The sequence below is a fragment of the Arthrobacter sp. G.S.26 genome, assembly GCF_050847375.1.
GTDB lineage: Bacteria > Actinomycetota > Actinomycetes > Actinomycetales > Micrococcaceae > Arthrobacter.
Genome location: NZ_CP193752.1, coordinates 1,027,322 through 1,048,252, shown reverse-complemented (window position 1 = coordinate 1,048,252; position 20,931 = coordinate 1,027,322). Strand labels below are relative to the sequence as shown.

The following is a 20,931-nucleotide window of genomic DNA, read 5'->3' as shown; positions in this document are numbered from 1 at the left end:
ACGATCAACACCACCCCGAAAGGTGACACCATCACGCGCAGCCAGATCCAGGTTCATATTCTTGGAAATTGCTTCTTATAAAAGATGCTCGCGTCCACTATGTAGTTCTCAAACAACAACCCCAAACCACACACCCCACACAACCCTCCCAAAAGGAAAAGCAACCGTGTGTTCGGTGCAGCCAGGAAACCAGAAACAAACAAACCCGAACCAGCCCCGCACCAGCCAAAAAGACCAGCCACGGAACCACCCCGGTCCTGTTGCCTCAGGACCCAACAGTGTGCCATACACTACCCAGCAACCACAGACCATCATCGTTCCTGAACCACCCCCGAAGGAGTAACCCGTACTAAACCATGGTTCGTGCCACCAGGCACCTATTTGTTGATATTCCACCCTTGAGCACCCGCCGCAGAACAATCGTCTGCGCAACGGGCCTTTACTCCTGACAACCCCCACCCACCACATACATGAGGAATGAAGGACTGTAGGTGCTCCTTAGAAAGGAGGTGATCCAGCCGCACCTTCCGGTACGGCTACCTTGTTACGACTTAGTCCCAATCGCCAGTCCCACCTTCGACAGCTCCCTCCCACAAGGGGTTAGGCCACCGGCTTCGGGTGTTACCAACTTTCGTGACTTGACGGGCGGTGTGTACAAGGCCCGGGAACGTATTCACCGCAGCGTTGCTGATCTGCGATTACTAGCGACTCCGACTTCATGGGGTCGAGTTGCAGACCCCAATCCGAACTGAGACCGGCTTTTTGGGATTAGCTCCACCTCACAGTATCGCAACCCTTTGTACCGGCCATTGTAGCATGCGTGAAGCCCAAGACATAAGGGGCATGATGATTTGACGTCGTCCCCACCTTCCTCCGAGTTGACCCCGGCAGTCTCCTATGAGTCCCCACCATCACGTGCTGGCAACATAGAACGAGGGTTGCGCTCGTTGCGGGACTTAACCCAACATCTCACGACACGAGCTGACGACAACCATGCACCACCTGTGAACCAACCCCAAAGGGGAAGAACTGTCTCCAGTCCGGTCTGGTCCATGTCAAGCCTTGGTAAGGTTCTTCGCGTTGCATCGAATTAATCCGCATGCTCCGCCGCTTGTGCGGGCCCCCGTCAATTCCTTTGAGTTTTAGCCTTGCGGCCGTACTCCCCAGGCGGGGCACTTAATGCGTTAGCTACGGCGCGGAAAACGTGGAATGTCCCCCACACCTAGTGCCCAACGTTTACGGCATGGACTACCAGGGTATCTAATCCTGTTCGCTCCCCATGCTTTCGCTCCTCAGCGTCAGTTAATGCCCAGAGACCTGCCTTCGCCATCGGTGTTCCTCCTGATATCTGCGCATTTCACCGCTACACCAGGAATTCCAGTCTCCCCTACATCACTCTAGTCTGCCCGTACCCACCGCAGATCCGGAGTTGAGCCCCGGACTTTCACGGCAGACGCGACAAACCGCCTACGAGCTCTTTACGCCCAATAATTCCGGATAACGCTTGCGCCCTACGTATTACCGCGGCTGCTGGCACGTAGTTAGCCGGCGCTTCTTCTGCAGGTACCGTCACTTTCGCTTCTTCCCTACTGAAAGAGGTTTACAACCCGAAGGCCGTCATCCCTCACGCGGCGTCGCTGCATCAGGCTTGCGCCCATTGTGCAATATTCCCCACTGCTGCCTCCCGTAGGAGTCTGGGCCGTGTCTCAGTCCCAGTGTGGCCGGTCACCCTCTCAGGCCGGCTACCCGTCGTCGCCTTGGTAAGCCATTACCTCACCAACAAGCTGATAGGCCGCGAGTCCATCCAAAACCACAAAAAGCTTTCCACCCCCCACCATGCGATGAGGAGTCATATCCGGTATTAGACCCAGTTTCCCAGGCTTATCCCAGAGTCAAGGGCAGGTTACTCACGTGTTACTCACCCGTTCGCCACTAATCACCCCAGCAAGCTGGAGGTCATCGTTCGACTTGCATGTGTTAAGCACGCCGCCAGCGTTCATCCTGAGCCAGGATCAAACTCTCCGTTGAAGTAAAAACAAAAACAGACACAACCACCAACCCCGGAAACACGGGACAAAATGGCTGCACAAAATTCGAAACCAGCTGTAAAAACCAGACAACACCACAGGGGCGGCATCATCCAGCCAATTCAACCAATTCAATACAAAAAATTGGTATCAACAAACATGGCACACTATTGAGTTCTCAAACAACAGACACACCCGACACCACCACAACCACAGGTCGCAGATCGCTCCGGAGCAACTTTTCAAACTTACCCGATCACCGGAAGCTTTGCAAACCCGCATCTCTGACGCAGAATCACGCTTCAACAGCAACCACCCCACCCAAAAAACCGGCACGCAAACAAGCGAACCATATTCCAGGCCGTTCAAAATGGGGGTTGGTCACCCGCGGTACCCAGCTTCTCGCTGTCTCCCTCGCGGCGACTTAGAAAACAATACACGCACAACCGCACCACAGCAAACCAGCCCCCACAACGGGTGATGGCCCCCGAAAACCCCGCCAACACAAGGAAAACAAGGACCACCACCCCACCCAACACCCACACAAGGCCAAAACCAGCCACAATGCAGTGAGTCACACACCAAAACAGCCGGAAACGGAGGCCCAGCCGTGCCGCCGTCGGGCGTTAAATGCCCTATTTTGTCTCCACCAGAACCCGCACGTCCCACGCGCCCAGTTCAAGCTCGTCGCCGTATCCGAACGACTCCCCCGAGACCACGTCCCGGACTGCGCCAGGCAACTTGAAGCTGCTCGGTGTCCAGGACCAGTTGTGGACGAACCGCAGCTGCTCGCCGGAACGGGAGGTTGCACCCGTGACGGTCTGCGAGTCGGCGTTCGGACGCCAGTCACTCCCCTGCCGGGCAGCCCATGCCGCGATGTCGCGGGCAAGCGCCTCGTTGGGAACGGTCCCCACATAGGTGACCCGGCCGGAACCGTGCTCGGAAGTGGTCACGGCCGGCCACCGGCCGAAGTGGACGTGGTCATAGGACGCCAGCACCTCGGCGCCCTGGACCTGCACCCCATCGATCCACCGTGCGCCGGCGGCACCCGGGCTGAGCGTAAAGCCGGCCCCGGACGTGGAAGCGGCAACCACATCCACGGGCCCGGCCAGCGTGCTGAACTCGTCGTAGAAGAATCCCGCGGCTTCGGCAAGGTGCGCGGGCTTGCGCTCCAGCCGCGCCCGGGCCTCCTGGTCCTGGTACCCGGTCCGGATCCCCAGGATCAGGTGGCCTCCGGCGGCAGCGTAGGAACGCAGCCACAGCAGTTCTGCATCGGAAGCGATGGCCAGCCCGGCAGCGACCAGCACCGGCTGGGCCGCCGCGTACTCCGCCGGGTCCAGGTCCGTCATCTGGCCCGCGTGCAGGAGCCGAGACTGCAGCCCAGCCTCAAACGCGCCGCGGTAGAACGCATCGAAGATGGCCTGGTAGGAACGCGGGTCCGGCTGGCAGTCGGGCCCGGGCAGCGGCAGCTGCGGGTTCTCCTGCAGCGCCCACTTGGTGTCATTCGAGTACACCAGGACAATGTCAGCGTCCGGAGTCAGGCCGGTGACCAGGTCTCCCGCCGCTGCGAAGTCCGCACCCAGCTCCTTGATGTGCTGGTACACGCGGCCCGGTTCCAGGCTGTGCGGCAGCACCCCGCCCCAGAACGTTTCGGCCCCGAAATGCAGCGTGTGCCAGTGCCAGTACTCGATCATCGAGGCCCCTCGGGACACCAAAGCCCACGCGGCCTGCCGCCACTGCCCATCGAAGGCCGGCTCGTTCTGGTGCGCGTGCCCAATCGCCTGCGCATTGGTCTCGGTGACCAGGAACGGCGCCTGCTTGGAGGAGAACATCCGGTCCGCCGTCGCATACAGGGACCAGGTGCCCTCGGTGGTCCACGATTGCCGAGTCGGCGCAACGGCCGGCAGCGCCAAGTGGTCCTGCATCCGGTAGTACGGGTTCCCGGCGGTCACGTCCAGCCGGGACGTCAAGGCATCATCCTGGGCTGTGGGCCGTTCGTAGGAGATGCAGGTGGTGACGAACTGGTCCTCCCGGACGTACTCGCGCACCACCTCGGCCTGCCAGTGGATGTAGGAGGTGGTCAGCTCCGCCTGGAACCGGCGCCACGCCAGCGCGTACTGCGGCTGCGCGTTGGAATCCGGGGTCCACAGATCGGCCCAATCCGAGAGCCTGTGCGACCAGTACGTCAGGCCCCATTCCCGGTTGAGCTCCTCTACGGTGCCGTACTGCTTGCGCAGGTGCCCGATGAACTTCTGAAAAACCCCGGGGTTGTGGAAGATCTCGTTGCCGGGCTCGTTGTCCACCTGGAAACCGATCACTGCCGGGTGGTCCACGTACCGGGCGATGATCTTACGGATGATCCGCTCCGCGTGGAACAGGAACGCCGGGTGGGTGTAGTCGATTTCCTGCCGGGCGCCCCAGCCCATGGGCCGGCCGGTGGACCGGTGCACGTTGATCTCCGGGTACAGCCGTGCCAGCCACGGCGGCGCCGCGTACGTGGGGGTGCCCAGGATGACCCGGATGCCGCGGGCGTGCGCCGCATCCAGGACCGGCTGGAGCCAGTCGAGGTCAAACACCCCGTTGTCCGGCTCCCACGTGGACCAGACGGATTCGCCCACCCGGATGACGGTGAAGTGCGCCTCCTTCATCAGGTCCATGTCGGCGTCGAGCCTTTCGGTGGGCTGGTACTCGTGATAGTACGCAGCGCCGAAGAGGATGCTGTCGGTGGGGATGGGCATGGTGGTGCCTTTCGGGCTCGCGGGATGGCAGAGGGAGCGGAGTTGGCTAGCCGGCGTTGCGTGGTGGAGCGGTGGACTCACGGATCACCAGGTGGACCGGGAGCGTGAACTGCCTGGGTGCCTCGTCCCGGCCGTTAATGGACTCAATGAGGCGGAGGACTCCTTGGTGCGCCGTGTCCTGGAAGTCCGCCCTGATGGTGGTCAGGGGTATGTGGAGGAACGCGGATTCGTCAGCATCGTCGAATCCCACCACGCTGACGTCGCCCGGGATGCTCCGGCCGGACCGCTCCAGGGCGTGGATGGCGCCGATGGCCATCTGGTCGTTGGCAACGAAGACGGCGGTGGGGCTGCCGGCGTCGAGCATTTTTTGCATCTGCGCATACCCCGAGGCCGCCGTCCAGTCGCCGAAAACGGGTTCGGGGACGGATGCGCCGGCCGCTTCCAGCGTTTCGCGCCAGCCGCGGGTGCGCTGGCGGGCCGCGGCCCACGCCGGGTCACCGCCCAGGTGCCACACCGTGCGGTGCCCCAGGGACAAAAGATGGTTGACGGCCTGCCGCGCTCCGTCCACTTCATCGGTCCCGACAACTATTTCCCCGGCGCTGTGCCGCGCGTCGGGGTAGTCGATACTCAGCAGGGGAACGCCGGCGGGGCCTTGGATTCCCGGATTATCCGGTCCCACGGGTTGGGAAAGGATCAGCCCGTCGATGCCCTGGCTGATGAGCTGGGCGATGGCGTGCTGGATTTCGTAGCCTTCGTCCGGTTGCGTCCGGACTAGCGCCAGCGAGTAGCCCTGCTGGCGGACGGCCTTTTCGACGCCGTCCAGGATGGCGGACGGGCCGGAGAAGGAGGTGCTGGCGGCAATCATGCCGATCCGCTTGGTCCGCTTGGACGCCAGCGCCCGGGCAGCACCGTTGGGTTGGTAACCCAGCTCTTCGATGGCCCGCTGCACGGTTTCGCGGACGGCGCCACTGACATGCTGCTCCGCGTTGACCACCCGGGAAACGGTCTTCAGTGACACGCCGGCATGGCGGGCCACGTCAGTCATGGAGACGGCGGCCGGGCGGGCTGCGCGGCTAACGGACTCCATGGTGCTCCTTTGGATTGACAGCGCTGTCAGTGATGGCGCTTCCCAACGGTAACGCTCCCCTGACAGCGCTGTCAACCATCTGATGGCCGTGGTTTCGACGCGCACATTCCGCACCGACTCGCACCTTCCATCGCGCCACCCATATACCTGGCGCGGCAGGGAATGAGCGGGTCGAAAATGAACTTGCGTGTCGAGTTCGTCAGCTCAGCGCCGAAGCAAGATGTTGCCCTGGACCGCCTCATAGCCCTGCGCCACGAGGTCCCCGGCGTCGGCATCATCAGCCACCACAGCGGCGTCGCTGCCGTAGCCCAGCAGGTTCGCCGTCAAAACGGGCCCGCCGTCGGATTTGCAGGCCGATCCCCAGCGGTCTTCATCCCCGTCGGCCACCTGGATCAGGCAGATCCCGGCGTCCCGGGCTGGGCGGGCAAGGTAAAATCGGAAGCCCCCGTCCTCGGCAGCCAGCCGCACACTGTCAGCAGCCATGTCGGAAAGGTCAACGAACGCCGGGACGGCATCGTCATTCATGGCTGGCCGGTCAAGAATCGCCAGCGCAGGTTGTTGAGGCACCGTGGTGCAGGAAGCCAGCGTGAGTGCGGCAAGGCCTGCCACCGCTGTCCTCCGAACGGCGTTTCGTACCGGCATAAGTCCCCCACATCAAAAGATTTCAATCGTCCAACGTAACTGACGGGCCGCTTCCCTAGCCAGCGCTTAACGGCCGACGGCGGCACCCACCCGGGTGCCGCCGTCGTCCGTCAGCGCCTGCGCGCCGGAGTCCTACTTCAGTTTGGGGATCAGGACCGGGGTGTTTTTCTTGTAGTCCTCGTAGTCGGCCTGGCCGCCCCACTTTTTGTCGGCCTTGGCTTCCAGGAGCGGTACGCCGCTGCCCTTGGTAAGCAGCAAGGCCACAAAGACCGGGGAGATCAGCGCGGCCCACTGCCAGCCCTGGAGCACGGGCAGGGTGATGATGGCAACGCCCACCCAGAGCGTGATTTCGCCGAAGTAGTTGGGGTGGCGGGACTTGGACCAGAGACCGGTGGAGATGTACCGGCCCTCGTTGGCGGGGTCAGCCTTGAAGGCGGATTTCTGGATGTCGGCGGCGATTTCGATGGCGATGCCCACGGCCCACACAAGGACGCCCACCACGGTGAACCAGTCCAGGCCCACTTTTTTGTCCGAGGTGATGGCCACCCAGGCGAGCGCGGCGGTGAGCACTACCCACAGGCCCTGGACGGTCCAGGTGTTCAGGAAGCGGGGGAAGTCGGGCTTGATCTCGTCGAACCGGTCGTCCTTGCCATGCTTCATCACCCGCAGGAACAGGAAGCTGCCCAGCCGGATGGCCCAGAACACCACCATGGCAGCCAGGATCAGGCCGCGGGCATCCACTCCCGGCGAAGCCAGCACCAGGAAGATGGTGATGGCGATATAGGTCAGGGCGCCGGTGAAGTCGTAGAACTTTTCCGTCTGCGCGGCGAAGGACGGGATGAAGACCAGCCACTGGATCACAAACGCGGCGGCCACCCCAATCGCGAAGACGGAGATGCCACCGATGGTGGATCCTCCCTGGCTGCCGGCCAGCGCGATCAGGGCACCCACCACCACCACGATGGGGATGCTGATGAGGGCATTTCGGCTCTTGGTGGTCATGGGTGGTCCTTTCATACGGCCCGGCGAGCGCTGCAGCACGACGGTTCCCCCTGGCAAGCATCCTGACATTCAACAGTCTTTGATGTTCAAACCAATTTGATTACTATAGAGACATGCTATCTCACGAAGGGCCGCCGGACACTCCCCCACTTCATCCATCGGCCTTTATGCTCCAGGCGCTGCTCACCATGGCGAATGAGACGGAGCGCGAGGTGGCCCGGCACCTGGGGCTGAACCTGACCGACTACCGTGCGCTTGGAGCCGTGTCCCAGGCCGGGCCCATGACAGTGGGCGTATTGGCCGCCCAGCTCGGCGCCACCGCAGCCACCACCACCGCGATCGTCAGCCGGCTGGAACTGCACGGTTTTGTGGAGCGGCTCCGCAGCTCGGAGGACCGGCGCCAGGTCCACGTCACCTGCACCCCGGCAGCCGCAGCGGCCATCAGCGCGCTGATGCGCCCGCTGGTCACTGCCACCAGCGACCACCTGGCCTCGCTCCCCCAGGACCAGCAGGCAGAGATCGGCACCTTCCTCAACACCGTCCTGCACCTGATGCAGCACCACCTGCTCACCCTTTCCGAGAAAGACACCCCGTGAGAGAGTTCACCTCCCCGCCCCTGGTCCACACCGCCGGCCACCGCAACGCCACCGATCTCCTGCTGGAACGGCTCGGCACCAGCCCCGGCCACGTGGCCTTCGAGGTCCGGACGTCCGGCGCCGCCATCACCGACCCCTGGCGGCAGGTGACCACGCAGCAGTTTGCCAACGAGGTCCACGCCCTGGCCAAGGGCTTCATCGCCGCGGGCGTGCAGCCCGGCGATTCACTGGCCATCATGTCGCCCACCCGGTACGAGTGGGCCCTGGCGGACATGGCGGCCTGGTTTGCCGGCGCCGTGGTGGTCCCGGTCTACGAAACCTCCGCGCTCCCCCAGGTGATCGCCATCCTGGCTGACGCCGAGGTGCGGCTGGCTGTGGCCGGCACGGAAACGCACGCGGACCTGCTGTCGCGCGGCTTCGACGAGGCCGGGCTGGACCACCTGGGCATCTGGACCATGGACTCCCGCCCGGGCGCAGACCTGGCGGACCTCGTGGAGCGGGGTGCCGGCGTCGGGGATGCCGAGGTGGAGGAACGCCGGCTGCTGGCCGGCCCCGATTCGGTGGCCACCATCGTGTACACGTCCGGCACCACCGCCGCCCCGAAGGGCGCCCTGATCACCCACGGCAACTTTGTGGGGCAGGTCCTGAACGTGGCGGCCGCGTATTCGGCGGTGGTCCGCGAGGGCGGCAACACCATCATCTTCCTGCCCATGGCCCACGTGCTGGCCCGCGGCCTGCAGCTGATCTGCCTGGCCAACGGCATGCGGATCGCGCACCTGGCCGATCCCCGCGAGGTGGTGCCCGCCCTCGGTGCCCTGCGGCCCACGTTCCTGGTGGTGGTCCCCCGCGTGCTGCAGAAAATCCAGGCCTCGGCGGCCGGGGCTGCGGCGAAAAAGCGGCTGGGACGGGTCTGGGCTGCGGCGCAGCGCACCGCCGTCGAGTGGGGCCGTTTTGCGGAAGCACACGACGCCGACCCAACAGTCAGTGCCCCGCTGGGCCTGCGTGCCCGGCACGCCGTGTTCGACAGGCTTTTCTACGCCCGCCTCCGCGCGCTGGTGGGCGGCCGGCTGGACTACCTGCTCTCCGGGGCCGCTGCCCTGGACGCCGAGCTATCCCTGTTTTTCCGCGGCCTGGGCCTTCCCGTGATCGAAGGCTACGGCCTGACCGAAACCACCGCGCCGCTGACCGGAAACCTGCCCGGGGCCATCAAGGCCGGGACCGTGGGGGTGCCCATGCCGGGAACCACCGTCCGGCTCACGGAGGAGGGCGAGGTGCTGGCCCGCGGCGTGGGTGTTTTCGCCGGGTACCGGCGTGCTGCGGACAACGCCGCCGCCTTCACCGACGGCTTCTTCCACACCGGCGACCTGGGCGAACTCGACGCGCAGGGCAGGCTCACCATCAAGGGCCGGCTCAAGGACGTCATTGTCACCGCCGGCGGCAAAACCGTCTCGCCCTCCATCTGGGAAGGCTACGTGGAGGGCGATCCGCTGGTGGCGCACGCCGTGATGGTGGGCGAAGGCAAACCGTACCTGGGCGGGCTGGTGCTGCTGGACCCAGAGTCCGTCACCGCCTGGGCCGAACGCGAAGGCTTCGCCGAACTCGCTGCCCTGAAGATCCCGGCGGACGGCGGGGCCATCCAGATCGAGGACGCCCGGCTCCTCACCGCTATTGGCCAGGCCGTCAGCTCCGCGAACGCCAAAATTGCCCGCTCGGAGCAGGTCCGCCGTTTTGTGCTGCTCCTGGCGGACCTCAGCGAGGCCAACGGCAACGTCACCCCCACCATGAAACTCAAACGCAGCGCCTTCACCGACAGGGCCCGCCACCTCGTGGAAGGCCTCTACACCGACCCCAGGAGCCAGGCATGAAACCGCACCTCAAACGATGGCTGCAAAGCTACGCCGTCGCAGCCGTGATCTTCGCCGCCCTGGACGTGGTCTGGATCCTCGGCGTGGCCAACCCGCAGTACAAGGCCCAAATCGGCGACCTGATCGCCGCGGACACGAACTACGTAGCTGCCGTTGCTTTTTACCTCATCTACGTGGCCGGCATGGTGCACTACGGCATCCGGCCCAACGACCGGCGGGCCACGCTGCGCCAGCGCATCACCGGTGCCGCGCTCTTTGGCTTCTTCACGTACGCCACGTGGGCGCTGACCGGGCTGGCCGTGCTGCAGGGATTCCCCACCCTCGTGGCGCTGACGGACATCGCCTGGGGCACCGTGGCCTGCGCCGTGGTCACCTGGCTGACGGTCCTGGTGCTGGGCAAGGCCCTCCGGAAGGAGCCCGCGGCGCGCTGAGCCGCGGTTCCGGTGGCCGGGCTTTGCGGCCGGGTTGATGGCGGTCGCGTTGTCAGCGGCCGACGGCGGGGCGCGTCATCCGCAGTTCCGGCACCTTTTCCCACTCGGGCGGCAGCAGCCCCGTCTTCCCGTCCGGCCGGAAGCCGTGCTTGGCATAAAAGGCGAACGCCCGCGGGTTCTCCGCCAGCACCCACAGATAAGCGGCTGAACCGCCGATCGCCGCTTCCAGCAGGGCCGCACCAAGCCCTGTCCCGTGGGTGTGGTCCAGGGTGTAGATCGAGTACAGCTCCAGGTCCTCTGGACCATCGTCGTCACGCGGCGGGCCGGCGTCGGCCAGGCCCACCAGCCTGTTGTCCGCGTCCAGGGCGATGATGCGCGGCTCGTCCACGGCCAGATAGGGCCGCCGCCGCTCCACCCGCTCGGGGATGCTGGCCCGACGGCTCCGGAAGAAGTCCGCGGACATCAGATGTGCGTAGGCCTGTTCGTGGGCCAGGGTGTGCAGGTGCACCACGGCCTCGGCATCGTCGGGGGTGGCCTGTCGGAGCTGGTAGTCCATGGCTGCCAGCCTAGCCACCGGCAGCCGGGAAGTCTCAGCCGGCCATGTTGACGTCCAGTCCCAGCCCCTGGCTGACCGCCGCATCGTAGAGCAGGCGCCCGATGGCGACGTCCTGCATTCCCACCCCCACCGAATCAAACAGTGTGATGGCTGCATCGTGTGTCCGGCCGGGGACCTGCCCTGCTACTACCTGCCCCAGCTCACCGCGGATGTCCATCAGGGTCACCGAGCCTTCCTCGATGGCCATGAGCAGGTCGCCGGACTTTTCCCGGGCCGTCGCGATGCTGTCCACAAAGAGCTCCGACCGGGCGATTCCGGCGGCATCGATTTCCCGGTGGGTGGGGCGAGGGCGCGCCCCCACGGCATTGACGTGCAAACCGGGCAGGAACCATTCGCCGCGGACCAACGGCTCCACAGACGGCGTCAGCGTGCAGAGGACGTCGGCGGCTTCCACGGTGTCGCGGATGGTGCCGGCAGCCACCACCTTGACCGGTAGGTGACTGATGCGCGCCTTGAATGCTTCAACGGTGGCGGCGCTCCGGGACCACACCACCACGGTGTCAATGGGCAGGACACAGAGCATCGCCTCCACGTGGGCCACGGCGAGCGCACCGGCACCGATAAGTCCCAGCGTGGAGCTGTTGGGTCGGGCCAGGTGTTTGCTGGCCACCGCGCTGGCGGCAGCGGTCCGCACCCTGGTGGGTACCCGGCCATCCAGCAGGGCCAGCGTCTCACCGGTCTGCTGGTCCGCCAGCAGGATGCTGGAGCGCTGGCTGGGCAGCCCCGCGTCAGGGTTTGCCGGAAGGTCGGAGAGCAGCTTCACCCCCGCCAGGCCCTGGGCGTCCGCCAGGCCGGACATCAGGATGTACCGCCCGTCCGAGGAGGGCAGCTGCATGGACGTGGGGGCGGGCTGGCAGGCCGTGCCGGTGGCGATGTCGGCGAAGGCCTGCTCCACGGCGGCGATGGTGGCCGGCAGGTGCGCCAGGGTTTCGAGAACGGAAGCGGTGAGCACAAGCGTCATGGGTACCTCGAGGGGATTCGGCGGCGCGCTGGGCGTCGGAGCTGGACGTGGGTGGAGCGAAACAAACGGGTGAAGTGACACGAAGGCAGCAGGTGGGGAACAGAGCGGGTGGCACTCCTGCAGGCGGGTGCAAAAACAGGGCTGGTGGAATCAGTCCTGGCTGCGGGGACGCCGGCCTTTGCGGGCCGGGGCCTCGGCGGGCAGCCGTCCGGCCAGGTGGGGCAGGGAGGCGTGCCGGCCGCGTTCCACGTGGGCGCTGGCCAAGGCCTCAGCGAGGGCGGGCTGGCCGTCGGCGATGGCGTGGACCAGTTCCGCGTGTTCCTCCCACATGCCCGGTGTATCCCGTTCCGGGGTGAGCCGGAACAGCCAGCGCACCCTGCCGTTGAGCAGGTTGGAGAGCCGGCGGAGCAGGTCGTGGCTGGCCAGGTGGACAATTTCCTCGTGCAGGTCCGAGTTGCGGCCGGACGCCTGGTGCCCGGACTCGCCGGTGCGGGCATATTCCAGCGCGGCCAGCAGGTTGGCCGGGTCTGCCCCGGCCGCCACGCGGCGGGCAGCGGACGCGGCTGCGAACGGTTCCAGCTGGAGCCGGAGGTCAAACACCTCCACAGCGTCCCGCAGCGTAAACGTGTGCACTACGCTGCCGCGGCGGGCTTCGGAGTGGATGAACCCCTCCGCCTCCAGCAAGGGCAACGCCTCACGCAGGGGGATGCGGGAGACCTGTAGCCGGGCAGAGAGCTCGCGTTCGTTGAGTTTGCTGCCGCCGGGGATCCGGCCCGAGATGATGTCCTCCCGGAGCGCGGCAGCCACCCGCTCCGACAGGCCCGGACCGAGGTCCGCGGCTTCTGCTTGTTCCATGTCTGCACTCCTGTACGCCGGGGTCAAAACCCGTTTTGGTATGCCAATCGTGCACTTTCATCCCCAATAAAGCGAATATGGCGCTATTTGGTATTCAAAAGTTTCCGGCATGTTTAACCTCCATGACGATCCGGTCAACTCGGCGGAATGCCCAAAAACTGCCCTTACGCTGTGATCGGAGTCCCTGCCCCAGGGGTTCCCACCACCGACTTTTGAGAGGGGGCACCATGCCCCGCTACCTGCTCCACCGGATAGCCCAGGCGGCATTCACGCTTTTCTGCGTCCTCACCTTCGCGTTTGTCCTGGGCCGTGCCACGGGCAAACCGGCAGGCCTGCTGCTGCCGGACAACGCCACCGCCGACGAGGTGGACGCGCTCAACGGGGCCCTCGGCTTCAACGAACCCCTGCACGTGCAGTTCGGCACCTTCCTGGCCAACGTCCTGGCCGGCGACTTCGGCCAGTCCTACCGGCAGCGTGAGCCGGCCCTGGACCTGGTCATCGAACGGCTTCCGGCCACCTTTGAACTGGCCTTCTGGTCCTTCCTGCTGGGCCTGGTCCTGGCGTTGGCGGCTGCCCTGGCCATCCAGCTCACCGGCAGCCGGACCTTGCGCTCGCTGTTTATCTGGGGCGGATCGCTCCGCCAGTCCGTCCCGGATTTCTTTTTCGCGCTGCTGGCAGTGCTGGTGTTTTCCGTGGCACTGGGCCTGCTCCCGTCCCTGGGCCGGATGAGCCCGGCCAGCCTGGTGCTGCCGGTCCTCACCATCGCCACCGGCCAGTTTGTGCTCTATGTCCGGTTGATGGACGCCGCGCTCAGCGACCAGGCCAGCCAGGACTACGTCCGGACCGCCTTCGCCAAGGGCCAAAGCCGGGCCCGGGTGCTGGTGTCCCACATGCTGCCCAACGCCCTGCTCCCGGTCCTCACCATGGCGGGGCTGAACCTGGGTTCCCTGCTGGGCGGCACCGTGGTGGTGGAAGCCGTCTTCGCCTGGCCCGGCCTGGGCCAGGTCCTGACCGACGCCGTCAGCCAGCGCGACTTCCCCATTGTCCAGGCCGGACTGCTGGTGGTGGCCCTGATCTTCGTCACCGTGAACCTCGCCGTGGACCTCCTGTCCGCCAAGGTCGATCCGAGAGTGAGCCTGGCATGACCCAACAACTCCTTCCCGCCGGAACCCAGGTTCCCGCCACCCCGTCCACGGACCCGGGCATCCAGGGAACTCCCGCAACCCCCACGCCCGCCAAGCGCAAGGGCCGCGGCACCTCCCCGGCCTTCGTCATCGGGTCCGCCATGCTGGGCATGGTCCTGCTGCTGGCCGCGGTGGTTCCGCTGCTCCCGGGCTTCGACCCCTTCGGCCAGGACCTCTCGGCAGCGATGCGCGCACCCTTCACGGACCCGGATCATCTCCTGGGGACCGACTCGCTGGGCCGGGACCTGCTCAGCCGGCTGTCCCTGGCCAGTGCGGTGACGCTGGGAATCGCGTTCGCCGTCGTGATCCTCAATGCGGTGATCGGCACCACGCTGGGCATGGCTGCCGGCTACTTCGGCGGCCGCCTCGATTCGGCGGTGACCACTCTGGCGGACGTCAACCTGGCCATGCCCGTGGTGCTGCTGCTGATCGCCGTGGCCGCCGTCACCGGCCCCAGCGCCACCGTGACCATCGTGACGCTGGGCCTGACCTACTGGGTGGGCTACGCCAGGGTGAGCCGGAACCTGGCCCGGTCGCTGCGGCACCGTGACTTTGTCCTGGCGCCGCTGACGCAGGGTGGCGGGCACGGCTGGGTGATCCGCCGGCACATCCTGCCCAACGTCTTCTCCCAGACCCTGATCATCGGCGCAACGGACATCGCCACGATTGTGCTGATCGAGTCCTCACTGGAATACCTGGGCCTGGGGGTGCAGCCGCCGGTCCCCAGCTGGGGCTCCATGATCTTCGAAGGCCAGAAATACCTGGGCAGCAACCCCTGGTTGGCCATCCTGCCCGGCCTGGCCATGTTCCTCACCGTGGCCGGCGCCCAGTTTGTCAGCCAGCGCTTCACCGCCGAGGGCACCACCGGCGCCCTCCTCCGGAAGGGACGGACAGCATGAGCCCCGCAGCAGAATCCCGCATCCCGCTCCTGCAGGTGCAGGACCTCGCCATTGAGGCAACGGGCGACGCCGGCCCGGTCCGGTTGGTGGACGGCGTCTCCTTCGAGGTACACCAGGATGAGGTGTTCGCCCTGGTGGGCGAGTCCGGTTCCGGCAAGAGCCTGACCGTCCTGGCCATCATGGACCTCCTGCCGCCGGGCGTTCGCGTCTCAGCCGGCAGGATCCTGTTCCGGGGCCGGGACCTGACCAAACTTCCCGAACGGGACCTGCGCCGGATCCGGGGCAAGGACCTGGCAATGGTCTTCCAGGATCCGATGTCCGCCCTGAACCCGTTGCAGCGTGTGGGCCGGCAACTGGCGGAGGCCGTGAAACTGCACGCCACCGGGCTGAACCGGAAGCAGACCGCAGAAAAGGTCCACAGCCTGCTCGCCGCCGTCGGGGTCCCCGACCCGGCCGGCCGTGCGGCCTCCTACCCGCACCAGTGGTCCGGCGGGATGCGCCAGCGGGCCATGATCGCCATGGCCATGGCACACGACCCCGCCCTGCTGATCGCCGACGAGCCCACCACGGCCCTGGACGTCACCGTCCAGGCGCAGGTGATGGACGTCCTGGCTGCAGCCCGCAGCCGGGCCGGCTCGGCGATGATCCTCATCACCCATGACCTGGGCCTGGTGGCAGAGGCAGCCGACCGGGTGGCCGTGATGTACAGCGGCAAGGTAGTGGAAACGGCCGGCGTCCGGGACCTCTTCCACCGCCCGGCACACCCCTACACCGTGGGCCTGCTGGCCAGTGTCCTGGGCGAGGGCACTGCCGGCGGCCGGGCGTTCACCATTCCGGGTTCGCCCCCGGCAGCCGCCGACAGGCCAGCAGGCTGCGCCTTCGCACCGCGCTGCCACGCCAGCCTGGACCAGGGGACCTGCACCACCACCGCGCCCCTCCTGGAACTGCTGCCCACTCCCCCTGCCGGGGCCCACGGTCCCGGCCATCCCGCCGGGCCCCGCGCGGCGGCCTGCCATTTCGCCGGGGACAATGCCGGACAGCTTCTCCTGAAAGGACAGCAGGCATGAGGACAGATACTCCCGCAGCGCCGTTTTTGGACGTGCTGACGGTCCAGGACCTGGCCGTTGAATTCCCGGTCCGCGGACCGCTGTTTTCCCGCACCACCCTCAAAGCCGTCAACGGGGTGTCCCTGCACGTGGCGCCCGGCGAGACGCTGGGGCTGGTGGGCGAGTCGGGCTGCGGCAAGTCCACCCTGGTCCGTGCCATCCTGGGCCTGAACAAACCCAGCTCCGGTGCGGTGGCCGTGGGCGGCCGCAACCTGGCCGGGCTGCTTAATGGCCGCCGCCGGCAGGAACGGGCGCGGATGCAGATGGTGTTCCAGGACCCGTACTCCTCCCTCGATCCGCGCCTGACGGTGCACGAGATCATTGCGGAACCGCTCCGGATCAACGGCCAGTACACGGCAGCAGCAGTGACCGCCCTGCTGGAACAGGTGGGGCTCACCGCAGCCATGGGCCAGCGGAAACCCGGCGAGTTCTCCGGCGGGCAGCGGCAGCGGGTGGGGATTGCCCGGGCCCTGGCGCTCAAACCGGAGCTGCTCATCCTGGACGAACCCGTCTCCGCGCTGGACGTCTCCGTGCAGGCCCAGGTCATCAACCTCCTGCAGGACCTGCAGGCCGAACTGGGCCTGGCCTACCTGTTTATTGCCCACGACCTTTCGGTGGTCCGGCAGATCAGCCACCGCGTGGCCGTGATGTACATGGGCAGGATCGTGGAAACGGGCCCGGCCGCGGACGTTTTCACCAACCCGCAGCACCCCTATACCAAGGCCTTGATGTCCGCGGCCCCGGTGGCCGATCCGGACAAGGCTGCCAGCCGGCAGCGGGTCGTCCTGACCGGCGACCTGCCGGACGCCGCAAACCTGCCCTCCGGCTGCGCCTTCCGTACCCGCTGTCCGCAGGCAGAAGCGTCCTGCGCCGCCGTCGTGCCTTCCCTCCTGCCGCCGGTTCCCACTCAGGTGGATTTCCCGGTGGTCTCCGCCCACCAGTCGGCGTGCCTGCTGGTCCATCCCTGACCGTTCCCGTTCCCAATTTTCCGCCGGCCGTGCGCGGCCACCCATCCTTCGAGGAGAACGCATGTCTGCTTCCGCACCCCGCTCCCCCTTCCGCTCCGTGCTGCCGGTCCTCTCCGTGGGCCTCGCCGCCGCGCTGGCACTGTCCAGCTGCGCCGGCGGGTTCGAATCCAGCTCCGACGCGTCATCGTCCACAACCGGCGGGACCGGCGGCAGGATCGTGGCCGCCCTTCCCACCGACCCCACGTCCATGGACCCGGTCAAAACCGGCAGCCTGGTGGTGCTGTCCGTTTTCTTCAACACCTTTGACCAGCTCACCAAGATCACCGCGGACGGATCCCTGGAACCGAAGCTCGCCACCGAATGGACGCCCAGCGCGGACATGACCAGCTGGGACTTCACCCTCCGCGAAGGCGTCACCTTCACCAACGGCGAACCGCTGACGGCGGATGACGTGGTGTTTTCCTTCAGCAGCATCCTGGCGGACCCCACGTCGGAGAACTTCGGCTACCTCAGCTCCCTGAAGTCCGTGGCGAAGGTTGACGACACCAAGGTCCGGTTCGAGATGAAGGCGCCGTTCTCCGCCTTCCCGCGGAACACCTCGCTGATCAGCATCGTCCCGGACCAGGCCTACGCCGCCATGGGTTCGGCGGCGTTCGCGGCCGCCCCGGTGGGTTCCGGGCCGTTCAAGTTCGAGAAGATCCAGCGCGGGGTGTCCTATGACCTGGTGCGCAACGATTCCTACTGGGGTGAGCCCGCAAAGCTGGACGCCATCAGCCTGGTGCCGGTGGCCTCCGACGAATCCCGCGTCAACGGCGTGCTCTCCGGGTCCCTGGACGTGGCCCAAATCAGCCCGGCGCAGGCGGAGTCGGTGAAGGGCTCCGGCGGCGTCAACGTCCAGTCGGAGCTCTCCAACGGCGTGGTGTTCCTGGGCGTCAACTCCACCGCCGGTGTCCTGAAGGAGGAGAAGGTGCGGCGCGCCATCGGCCTGGCCATCGACAAGGAAGCGATCGTCAAAACCGTCCTGTCCGGCCTCGGCGAGCCCGCCACCCAGATGCTGGCACCCAGTGTTGAGGGGTTTGCGGACGGCCTGTCCGACGGCGGCTACAACCCGGACCAGGCCAAAAAACTGCTGGCCGAGGCCGGCTACAACGGCGAGTCCATCGATTTCGAGTACGCACTGGACGGCCGGATCCCCTTGAGCGGGGAGGTGGCGCAGGCCATCCAGGGGTACCTCAGCGCGGCCGGGGTCAACGTCAATCTGGTGGGCGCCGACCAGGCCAGCCATACTTTGAAGGTCCGCAACCGCCAGCTGAAAGGCATCTACTTGAATACCTGGGCACCATCAACCCTGGACGGGGACCTGCCCCTCACCGACTTCTACGAGCAGGCCGGCAACAACAACTACGCCCAGGATCCCAAAACGGCCGGGCTCGCGGTCACCCAGCGGGGTGTGGACGGCGCGGCCCGGCTGGACGTCTTCAAGGAGCTGCTCACCTACAGCAATGACAAGGCCTACTTCATCCCGCTCTACGTCCCGGCCAACAACTTCGCCGTGGACAAGTCGCTGGCCTGGACCCAGCGGGCCGACGGCCTGTACGACTTCTCCGCCACCGGGCTGACCAAATGAGCCTGGTGCTGCGCAACGTCCGGCCCTGGGGCGCCCAAGCAACGGATGTGATGCTCGACGGCGGCGCTATCGCCGGCATGGGTGCAGCGCTCTCGGCCCCGCCCGGCGCCACCGAGGTTGCGGGACGCGGCCGGATCCTGCTGCCGTCCTTCTCGGATGTGCACGTCCACCTGGACTCCACCCGGCTGGGCCTGCCGTTCCGGCCGCACACCGGTTCGCCGGGCGTGTGGAACATGATGCTCAACGACCGGCAGAACTGGCGCAACGCCGAATCTACCATCGCCGAACGGGCCACCCTGACACTCGGCGCCATGATTGAGCGCGGCACCACCAGGGTCCGCAGCTACGCCCAGGTAGATGTGGACGCCGGACTGGAGCGCCTGGAAGCCGTCCTGGCCGCGAAACAGGAGCACCGGGACCGGGCCGACGTCGACATCATCGCCTTTCCGCAGGCCGGGTTGCTCCGCGAAGCGGGAAGCCCGGAAATCCTCGAGGAGGCTCTGAAGCTGGGCGCCGATGTGGTGGGCGGCATCGACCCGTGCGCTTTGGACCGGGACCCGGTCCGGCACCTGGACATCGTCTTCGGCCTGGCCGAAAAGTACGGTGTTCCCATCGACATCCACCTGCACGAACCGGGCCAGCTGGGCCTCTTCAGCGCCGAGCTGATCCTGGAACGCACCAAGGCGCTGGGCATGCAGGGACTGGTCACCATCTCCCACGGCTACGGCCTGGCCGAGCTGCCCGCCGGCCAACTGCAGGACCTGGTGGACCGGATGGGGGCGCTGGACGTTTCCATGGCCACCGTTGCACCGGCCGGCGCGCCCCTGCCGCTGCAACAGCTGGTTGCCGCGGGCGTCCGGGTGGGGCTGGGCCAGGACGGGCAGCGGGACTACTGGTCGCCGTATGGCAACGCGGACATGCTGGACCGGACCTGGCAGCTGGCCTTCACGTCCAAGTTCCGGGCCGATGAGCTGATCGAGCACTGCGTCGCGGTGGCCACCGTCGGCGGGGCGGCAGTGCTGGACCCGCAGGCACCGCGCCTGGGATCGGTGGCGGACCGGCCCGGACTGGCTGTTGGGGACCCCGCCCACCTGGTCCTGGTGTCCGGCGATTCCGTCACGGCCGCGGTCATGGACCGCCTGCCGGACCGGACGGTCATCCACCGCGGCACGGTAGTGGCGGACAACCTGGCGCTGGTGTAATCACGCAGTGCGGCCGACGGCGGCGGGCGCGTCCCGCCGTCGTTATCCCTGTCCGGCGCCCGGCACTACTCCTGCTGGTGTTTTGTTGCGGCGTGCGCGGCGTCCCACCAGTCCAGCACCCGCAGGGCGTGGAACGTGAGCCATTTGGACGGCTGGCCGGCGTCAACGTCCACTTCGAACCAGACCCGGCCCGGGTGGCGCCGTTCCTGCAGCCAGGTGCCGTCCGGCTGGCGGGCTGACCTGATGACCGCTACGGCGTCGGCCAGCCGCGGATCCGGCGCAACGCCGTCGTGCAGGGCGGCCGCGCGGAAATAGTCCGCGGCGTTCAGCGCGCTGTAGAACCAGCGGAATGGGTAGACGAAGCGCGGTGCCCACGGCGCCACCACCTCGCCCGTCGATTCCCGGTACAGCAGCTTGCGGGTCAGGAGATACTCCTCGCCCCGGCTCCGGAGCGTCTGCAACCCGTCCAGTCCGGTGGCAGCCTGGTGGTAAAGCAGCCCCTTGAGGACGTTGAGGGTGGAGTGGAACGAGGACCGGGTGGAGCCGTCCACCCACTCGCAGTTCCAGCCGCCATCGGCAAGTTGATGCTCCCGGAACCACTCGGCGATCCCGGCGACGTCGGCACCCAGCCACACACCATTGGCCAGCGTGAACGCGTTGATGCAGCAATCCACCTCGCCATCCCAATAGGGCAGGTCCTCATACTCCCAGCGGCTGTTTGCCGCCAGCAGCTCTGCCGTCCCGGCGAGCGGGGCGGGGTCGAGGCCCCATTCGCGGAGCATGTTCAGCGCCCAGGTGGTGGCGGTATACGGCTGGCCCGCATCGTTGGCGGCTTCCGGCCCTTCGAAATCGAAGTCTTTGGGAAAGTACGCGCCGCCGGCCCACTGCCCGTCCGGGTCCTGCAGGGCCAGGAGCTGCGCGCCGAAACCTTCGGTGGCAATCCGGGCCCGGGTGGCTTCCCAAACACCCGGCGGGGCGCCGGTGATGTCACGTTCCACCTGCCAGCGGAGCGCGGGATCGGAGTCCAGAAGCCAACCGTGCAGGGGCAGATCCAAGGCCATAGCGGGGAGAATACCACGGCGCCCGCCGCCCGGCGAGGGGCGCCGGGAGGGTGGGGAAGCCCGG

17 protein-coding genes and 1 rRNA gene are annotated in these 20,931 nt (G+C 66.5%); 9 read left to right on the top strand and 9 right to left on the bottom strand.

Features of this window, described 5'->3' with window-relative positions:
- Positions 1-502: 502 nt before the first annotated feature.
- The 5 genes from ACRB8A_RS04850 to ACRB8A_RS04830 all read right to left on the bottom strand — a co-directional run bounded on the left by ACRB8A_RS04850 (position 503) and on the right by ACRB8A_RS04830 (position 7,496).
- A 16S ribosomal RNA gene (locus tag ACRB8A_RS04850) occupies positions 503-2,028 on the bottom strand.
- Positions 2,029-2,662: 634 nt separating this feature from the next.
- Complete coding sequence (locus ACRB8A_RS04845) at positions 2,663-4,765, bottom strand: beta-galactosidase (RefSeq protein WP_432245716.1); 2,103 nt, start codon at positions 4,763-4,765, stop codon at positions 2,663-2,665.
- A 46-nt stretch (positions 4,766-4,811) separates the two neighbouring features.
- The gene (locus ACRB8A_RS04840; RefSeq protein ID WP_432245715.1) at positions 4,812-5,852 is read right to left on the bottom strand and encodes a LacI family DNA-binding transcriptional regulator; all 1,041 of its coding nucleotides are present in this window, start codon (positions 5,850-5,852) and stop codon (positions 4,812-4,814) included.
- Between the two features lie 204 nt (positions 5,853-6,056).
- Positions 6,057-6,461, bottom strand: a complete 405-nt coding sequence (locus tag ACRB8A_RS04835; protein WP_432245714.1) for a hypothetical protein — start codon at positions 6,459-6,461, stop codon at positions 6,057-6,059.
- A 165-nt stretch (positions 6,462-6,626) separates the two neighbouring features.
- Positions 6,627-7,496, bottom strand: coding sequence for a DUF1295 domain-containing protein (locus ACRB8A_RS04830; protein WP_432245713.1), 870 nt, complete (start codon positions 7,494-7,496; stop codon positions 6,627-6,629).
- Between the two features lie 113 nt (positions 7,497-7,609).
- On the opposite strand from ACRB8A_RS04830, the gene ACRB8A_RS04825 reads away from it, so the two are divergent.
- Genes ACRB8A_RS04825 through ACRB8A_RS04815 form a run of 3 tightly spaced genes read left to right on the top strand, consistent with a single transcriptional unit; the run spans position 7,610 to position 10,388 of the window.
- The gene (locus ACRB8A_RS04825) at positions 7,610-8,092 is read left to right on the top strand and encodes a MarR family winged helix-turn-helix transcriptional regulator (RefSeq protein WP_432245712.1); all 483 of its coding nucleotides are present in this window, start codon (positions 7,610-7,612) and stop codon (positions 8,090-8,092) included.
- Positions 8,089-9,957 carry an AMP-dependent synthetase/ligase gene (locus tag ACRB8A_RS04820; protein WP_432245711.1) on the top strand — a complete coding sequence of 623 codons (1,869 nt, stop codon included), beginning with the start codon at positions 8,089-8,091 and terminating at the stop codon, positions 9,955-9,957. Before ACRB8A_RS04825 ends, ACRB8A_RS04820 begins: the two co-directional genes overlap by 4 nt.
- Positions 9,954-10,388, top strand: coding sequence for a DUF2177 family protein (locus ACRB8A_RS04815; protein WP_432245710.1), 435 nt, complete (start codon positions 9,954-9,956; stop codon positions 10,386-10,388). The genes ACRB8A_RS04820 and ACRB8A_RS04815 overlap by 4 nt, the downstream gene beginning before the upstream one ends.
- A gap of 52 nt (positions 10,389-10,440) precedes the next feature.
- Here the strand turns inward: ACRB8A_RS04815 and ACRB8A_RS04810 are convergent, their stop codons facing one another.
- The 3 genes from ACRB8A_RS04810 to ACRB8A_RS04800 form a co-directional block, all read right to left on the bottom strand.
- Positions 10,441-10,944, bottom strand: coding sequence for a GNAT family N-acetyltransferase (locus ACRB8A_RS04810; protein WP_050687723.1), 504 nt, complete (start codon positions 10,942-10,944; stop codon positions 10,441-10,443).
- A gap of 34 nt (positions 10,945-10,978) precedes the next feature.
- Positions 10,979-11,965, bottom strand: a complete 987-nt coding sequence (locus ACRB8A_RS04805) for an ornithine cyclodeaminase family protein (protein WP_432245709.1) — start codon at positions 11,963-11,965, stop codon at positions 10,979-10,981.
- A gap of 150 nt (positions 11,966-12,115) precedes the next feature.
- On the bottom strand, positions 12,116-12,820 hold the full coding sequence (locus ACRB8A_RS04800; protein ID WP_432245708.1) for a GntR family transcriptional regulator: 705 nt from the start codon (positions 12,818-12,820) through the stop codon (positions 12,116-12,118).
- Positions 12,821-13,047: 227 nt separating this feature from the next.
- Here ACRB8A_RS04800 and ACRB8A_RS04795 point away from each other — a divergent pair, with 227 nt between their 5' ends.
- The 6 genes from ACRB8A_RS04795 to ACRB8A_RS04770 all read left to right on the top strand — a co-directional run bounded on the left by ACRB8A_RS04795 (position 13,048) and on the right by ACRB8A_RS04770 (position 19,806).
- Complete coding sequence (locus ACRB8A_RS04795; protein ID WP_432245707.1) at positions 13,048-13,965, top strand: ABC transporter permease; 918 nt, start codon at positions 13,048-13,050, stop codon at positions 13,963-13,965.
- Positions 13,962-14,903 carry an ABC transporter permease gene (locus ACRB8A_RS04790; protein WP_432245706.1) on the top strand — a complete coding sequence of 314 codons (942 nt, stop codon included), beginning with the start codon at positions 13,962-13,964 and terminating at the stop codon, positions 14,901-14,903. Before ACRB8A_RS04795 ends, ACRB8A_RS04790 begins: the two co-directional genes overlap by 4 nt.
- On the top strand, positions 14,900-15,970 hold the full coding sequence (locus tag ACRB8A_RS04785) for an ABC transporter ATP-binding protein (RefSeq protein ID WP_432245705.1): 1,071 nt from the start codon (positions 14,900-14,902) through the stop codon (positions 15,968-15,970). The genes ACRB8A_RS04790 and ACRB8A_RS04785 overlap by 4 nt, the downstream gene beginning before the upstream one ends.
- The gene (locus tag ACRB8A_RS04780) at positions 15,967-16,977 is read left to right on the top strand and encodes an ABC transporter ATP-binding protein (RefSeq protein WP_432245704.1); all 1,011 of its coding nucleotides are present in this window, start codon (positions 15,967-15,969) and stop codon (positions 16,975-16,977) included. The genes ACRB8A_RS04785 and ACRB8A_RS04780 overlap by 4 nt, the downstream gene beginning before the upstream one ends.
- Before the next feature lie 61 nt (positions 16,978-17,038).
- A complete protein-coding gene (locus ACRB8A_RS04775; protein ID WP_432245703.1) occupies positions 17,039-18,604 on the top strand; it encodes an ABC transporter substrate-binding protein in 1,566 nt (521 codons plus the stop codon).
- Positions 18,601-19,806 carry an amidohydrolase gene (locus ACRB8A_RS04770; protein WP_432245702.1) on the top strand — a complete coding sequence of 402 codons (1,206 nt, stop codon included), beginning with the start codon at positions 18,601-18,603 and terminating at the stop codon, positions 19,804-19,806. The genes ACRB8A_RS04775 and ACRB8A_RS04770 overlap by 4 nt, the downstream gene beginning before the upstream one ends.
- A gap of 65 nt (positions 19,807-19,871) precedes the next feature.
- Here ACRB8A_RS04770 and ACRB8A_RS04765 read toward each other — a convergent pair whose 3' ends face one another.
- Complete coding sequence (locus ACRB8A_RS04765; RefSeq protein WP_432245701.1) at positions 19,872-20,867, bottom strand: squalene cyclase; 996 nt, start codon at positions 20,865-20,867, stop codon at positions 19,872-19,874.
- Positions 20,868-20,931 lie beyond the last annotated feature (64 nt).

Excerpts from the sequence above, each read along its gene's own strand:
- ACRB8A_RS04840 (WP_432245715.1), bottom strand. The coding sequence starts at position 5,852 with ATGGAGTCCGTTAGCCGCGCAGCCCGCCCGGCCGCCGTCTCCATGACT.
- ACRB8A_RS04795 (WP_432245707.1), top strand. The coding sequence starts at position 13,048 with ATGCCCCGCTACCTGCTCCACCGGATAGCCCAGGCGGCATTCACGCTT.
- ACRB8A_RS04825 (WP_432245712.1), top strand. The coding sequence starts at position 7,610 with ATGCTATCTCACGAAGGGCCGCCGGACACTCCCCCACTTCATCCATCG.
- ACRB8A_RS04800 (WP_432245708.1), bottom strand. The coding sequence starts at position 12,820 with ATGGAACAAGCAGAAGCCGCGGACCTCGGTCCGGGCCTGTCGGAGCGG.
- ACRB8A_RS04770 (WP_432245702.1), top strand. The coding sequence starts at position 18,601 with ATGAGCCTGGTGCTGCGCAACGTCCGGCCCTGGGGCGCCCAAGCAACG.
- ACRB8A_RS04780 (WP_432245704.1), top strand. The coding sequence starts at position 15,967 with ATGAGGACAGATACTCCCGCAGCGCCGTTTTTGGACGTGCTGACGGTC.
- ACRB8A_RS04810 (WP_050687723.1), bottom strand. The coding sequence starts at position 10,944 with ATGGACTACCAGCTCCGACAGGCCACCCCCGACGATGCCGAGGCCGTG.
- ACRB8A_RS04815 (WP_432245710.1), top strand. The coding sequence starts at position 9,954 with ATGAAACCGCACCTCAAACGATGGCTGCAAAGCTACGCCGTCGCAGCC.
- ACRB8A_RS04775 (WP_432245703.1), top strand. The coding sequence starts at position 17,039 with ATGTCTGCTTCCGCACCCCGCTCCCCCTTCCGCTCCGTGCTGCCGGTC.
- ACRB8A_RS04765 (WP_432245701.1), bottom strand. The coding sequence starts at position 20,867 with ATGGCCTTGGATCTGCCCCTGCACGGTTGGCTTCTGGACTCCGATCCC.
- ACRB8A_RS04830 (WP_432245713.1), bottom strand. The coding sequence starts at position 7,496 with ATGACCACCAAGAGCCGAAATGCCCTCATCAGCATCCCCATCGTGGTG.
- ACRB8A_RS04785 (WP_432245705.1), top strand. The coding sequence starts at position 14,900 with ATGAGCCCCGCAGCAGAATCCCGCATCCCGCTCCTGCAGGTGCAGGAC.
- ACRB8A_RS04790 (WP_432245706.1), top strand. The coding sequence starts at position 13,962 with ATGACCCAACAACTCCTTCCCGCCGGAACCCAGGTTCCCGCCACCCCG.
- ACRB8A_RS04805 (WP_432245709.1), bottom strand. The coding sequence starts at position 11,965 with ATGACGCTTGTGCTCACCGCTTCCGTTCTCGAAACCCTGGCGCACCTG.
- ACRB8A_RS04845 (WP_432245716.1), bottom strand. The coding sequence starts at position 4,765 with ATGCCCATCCCCACCGACAGCATCCTCTTCGGCGCTGCGTACTATCAC.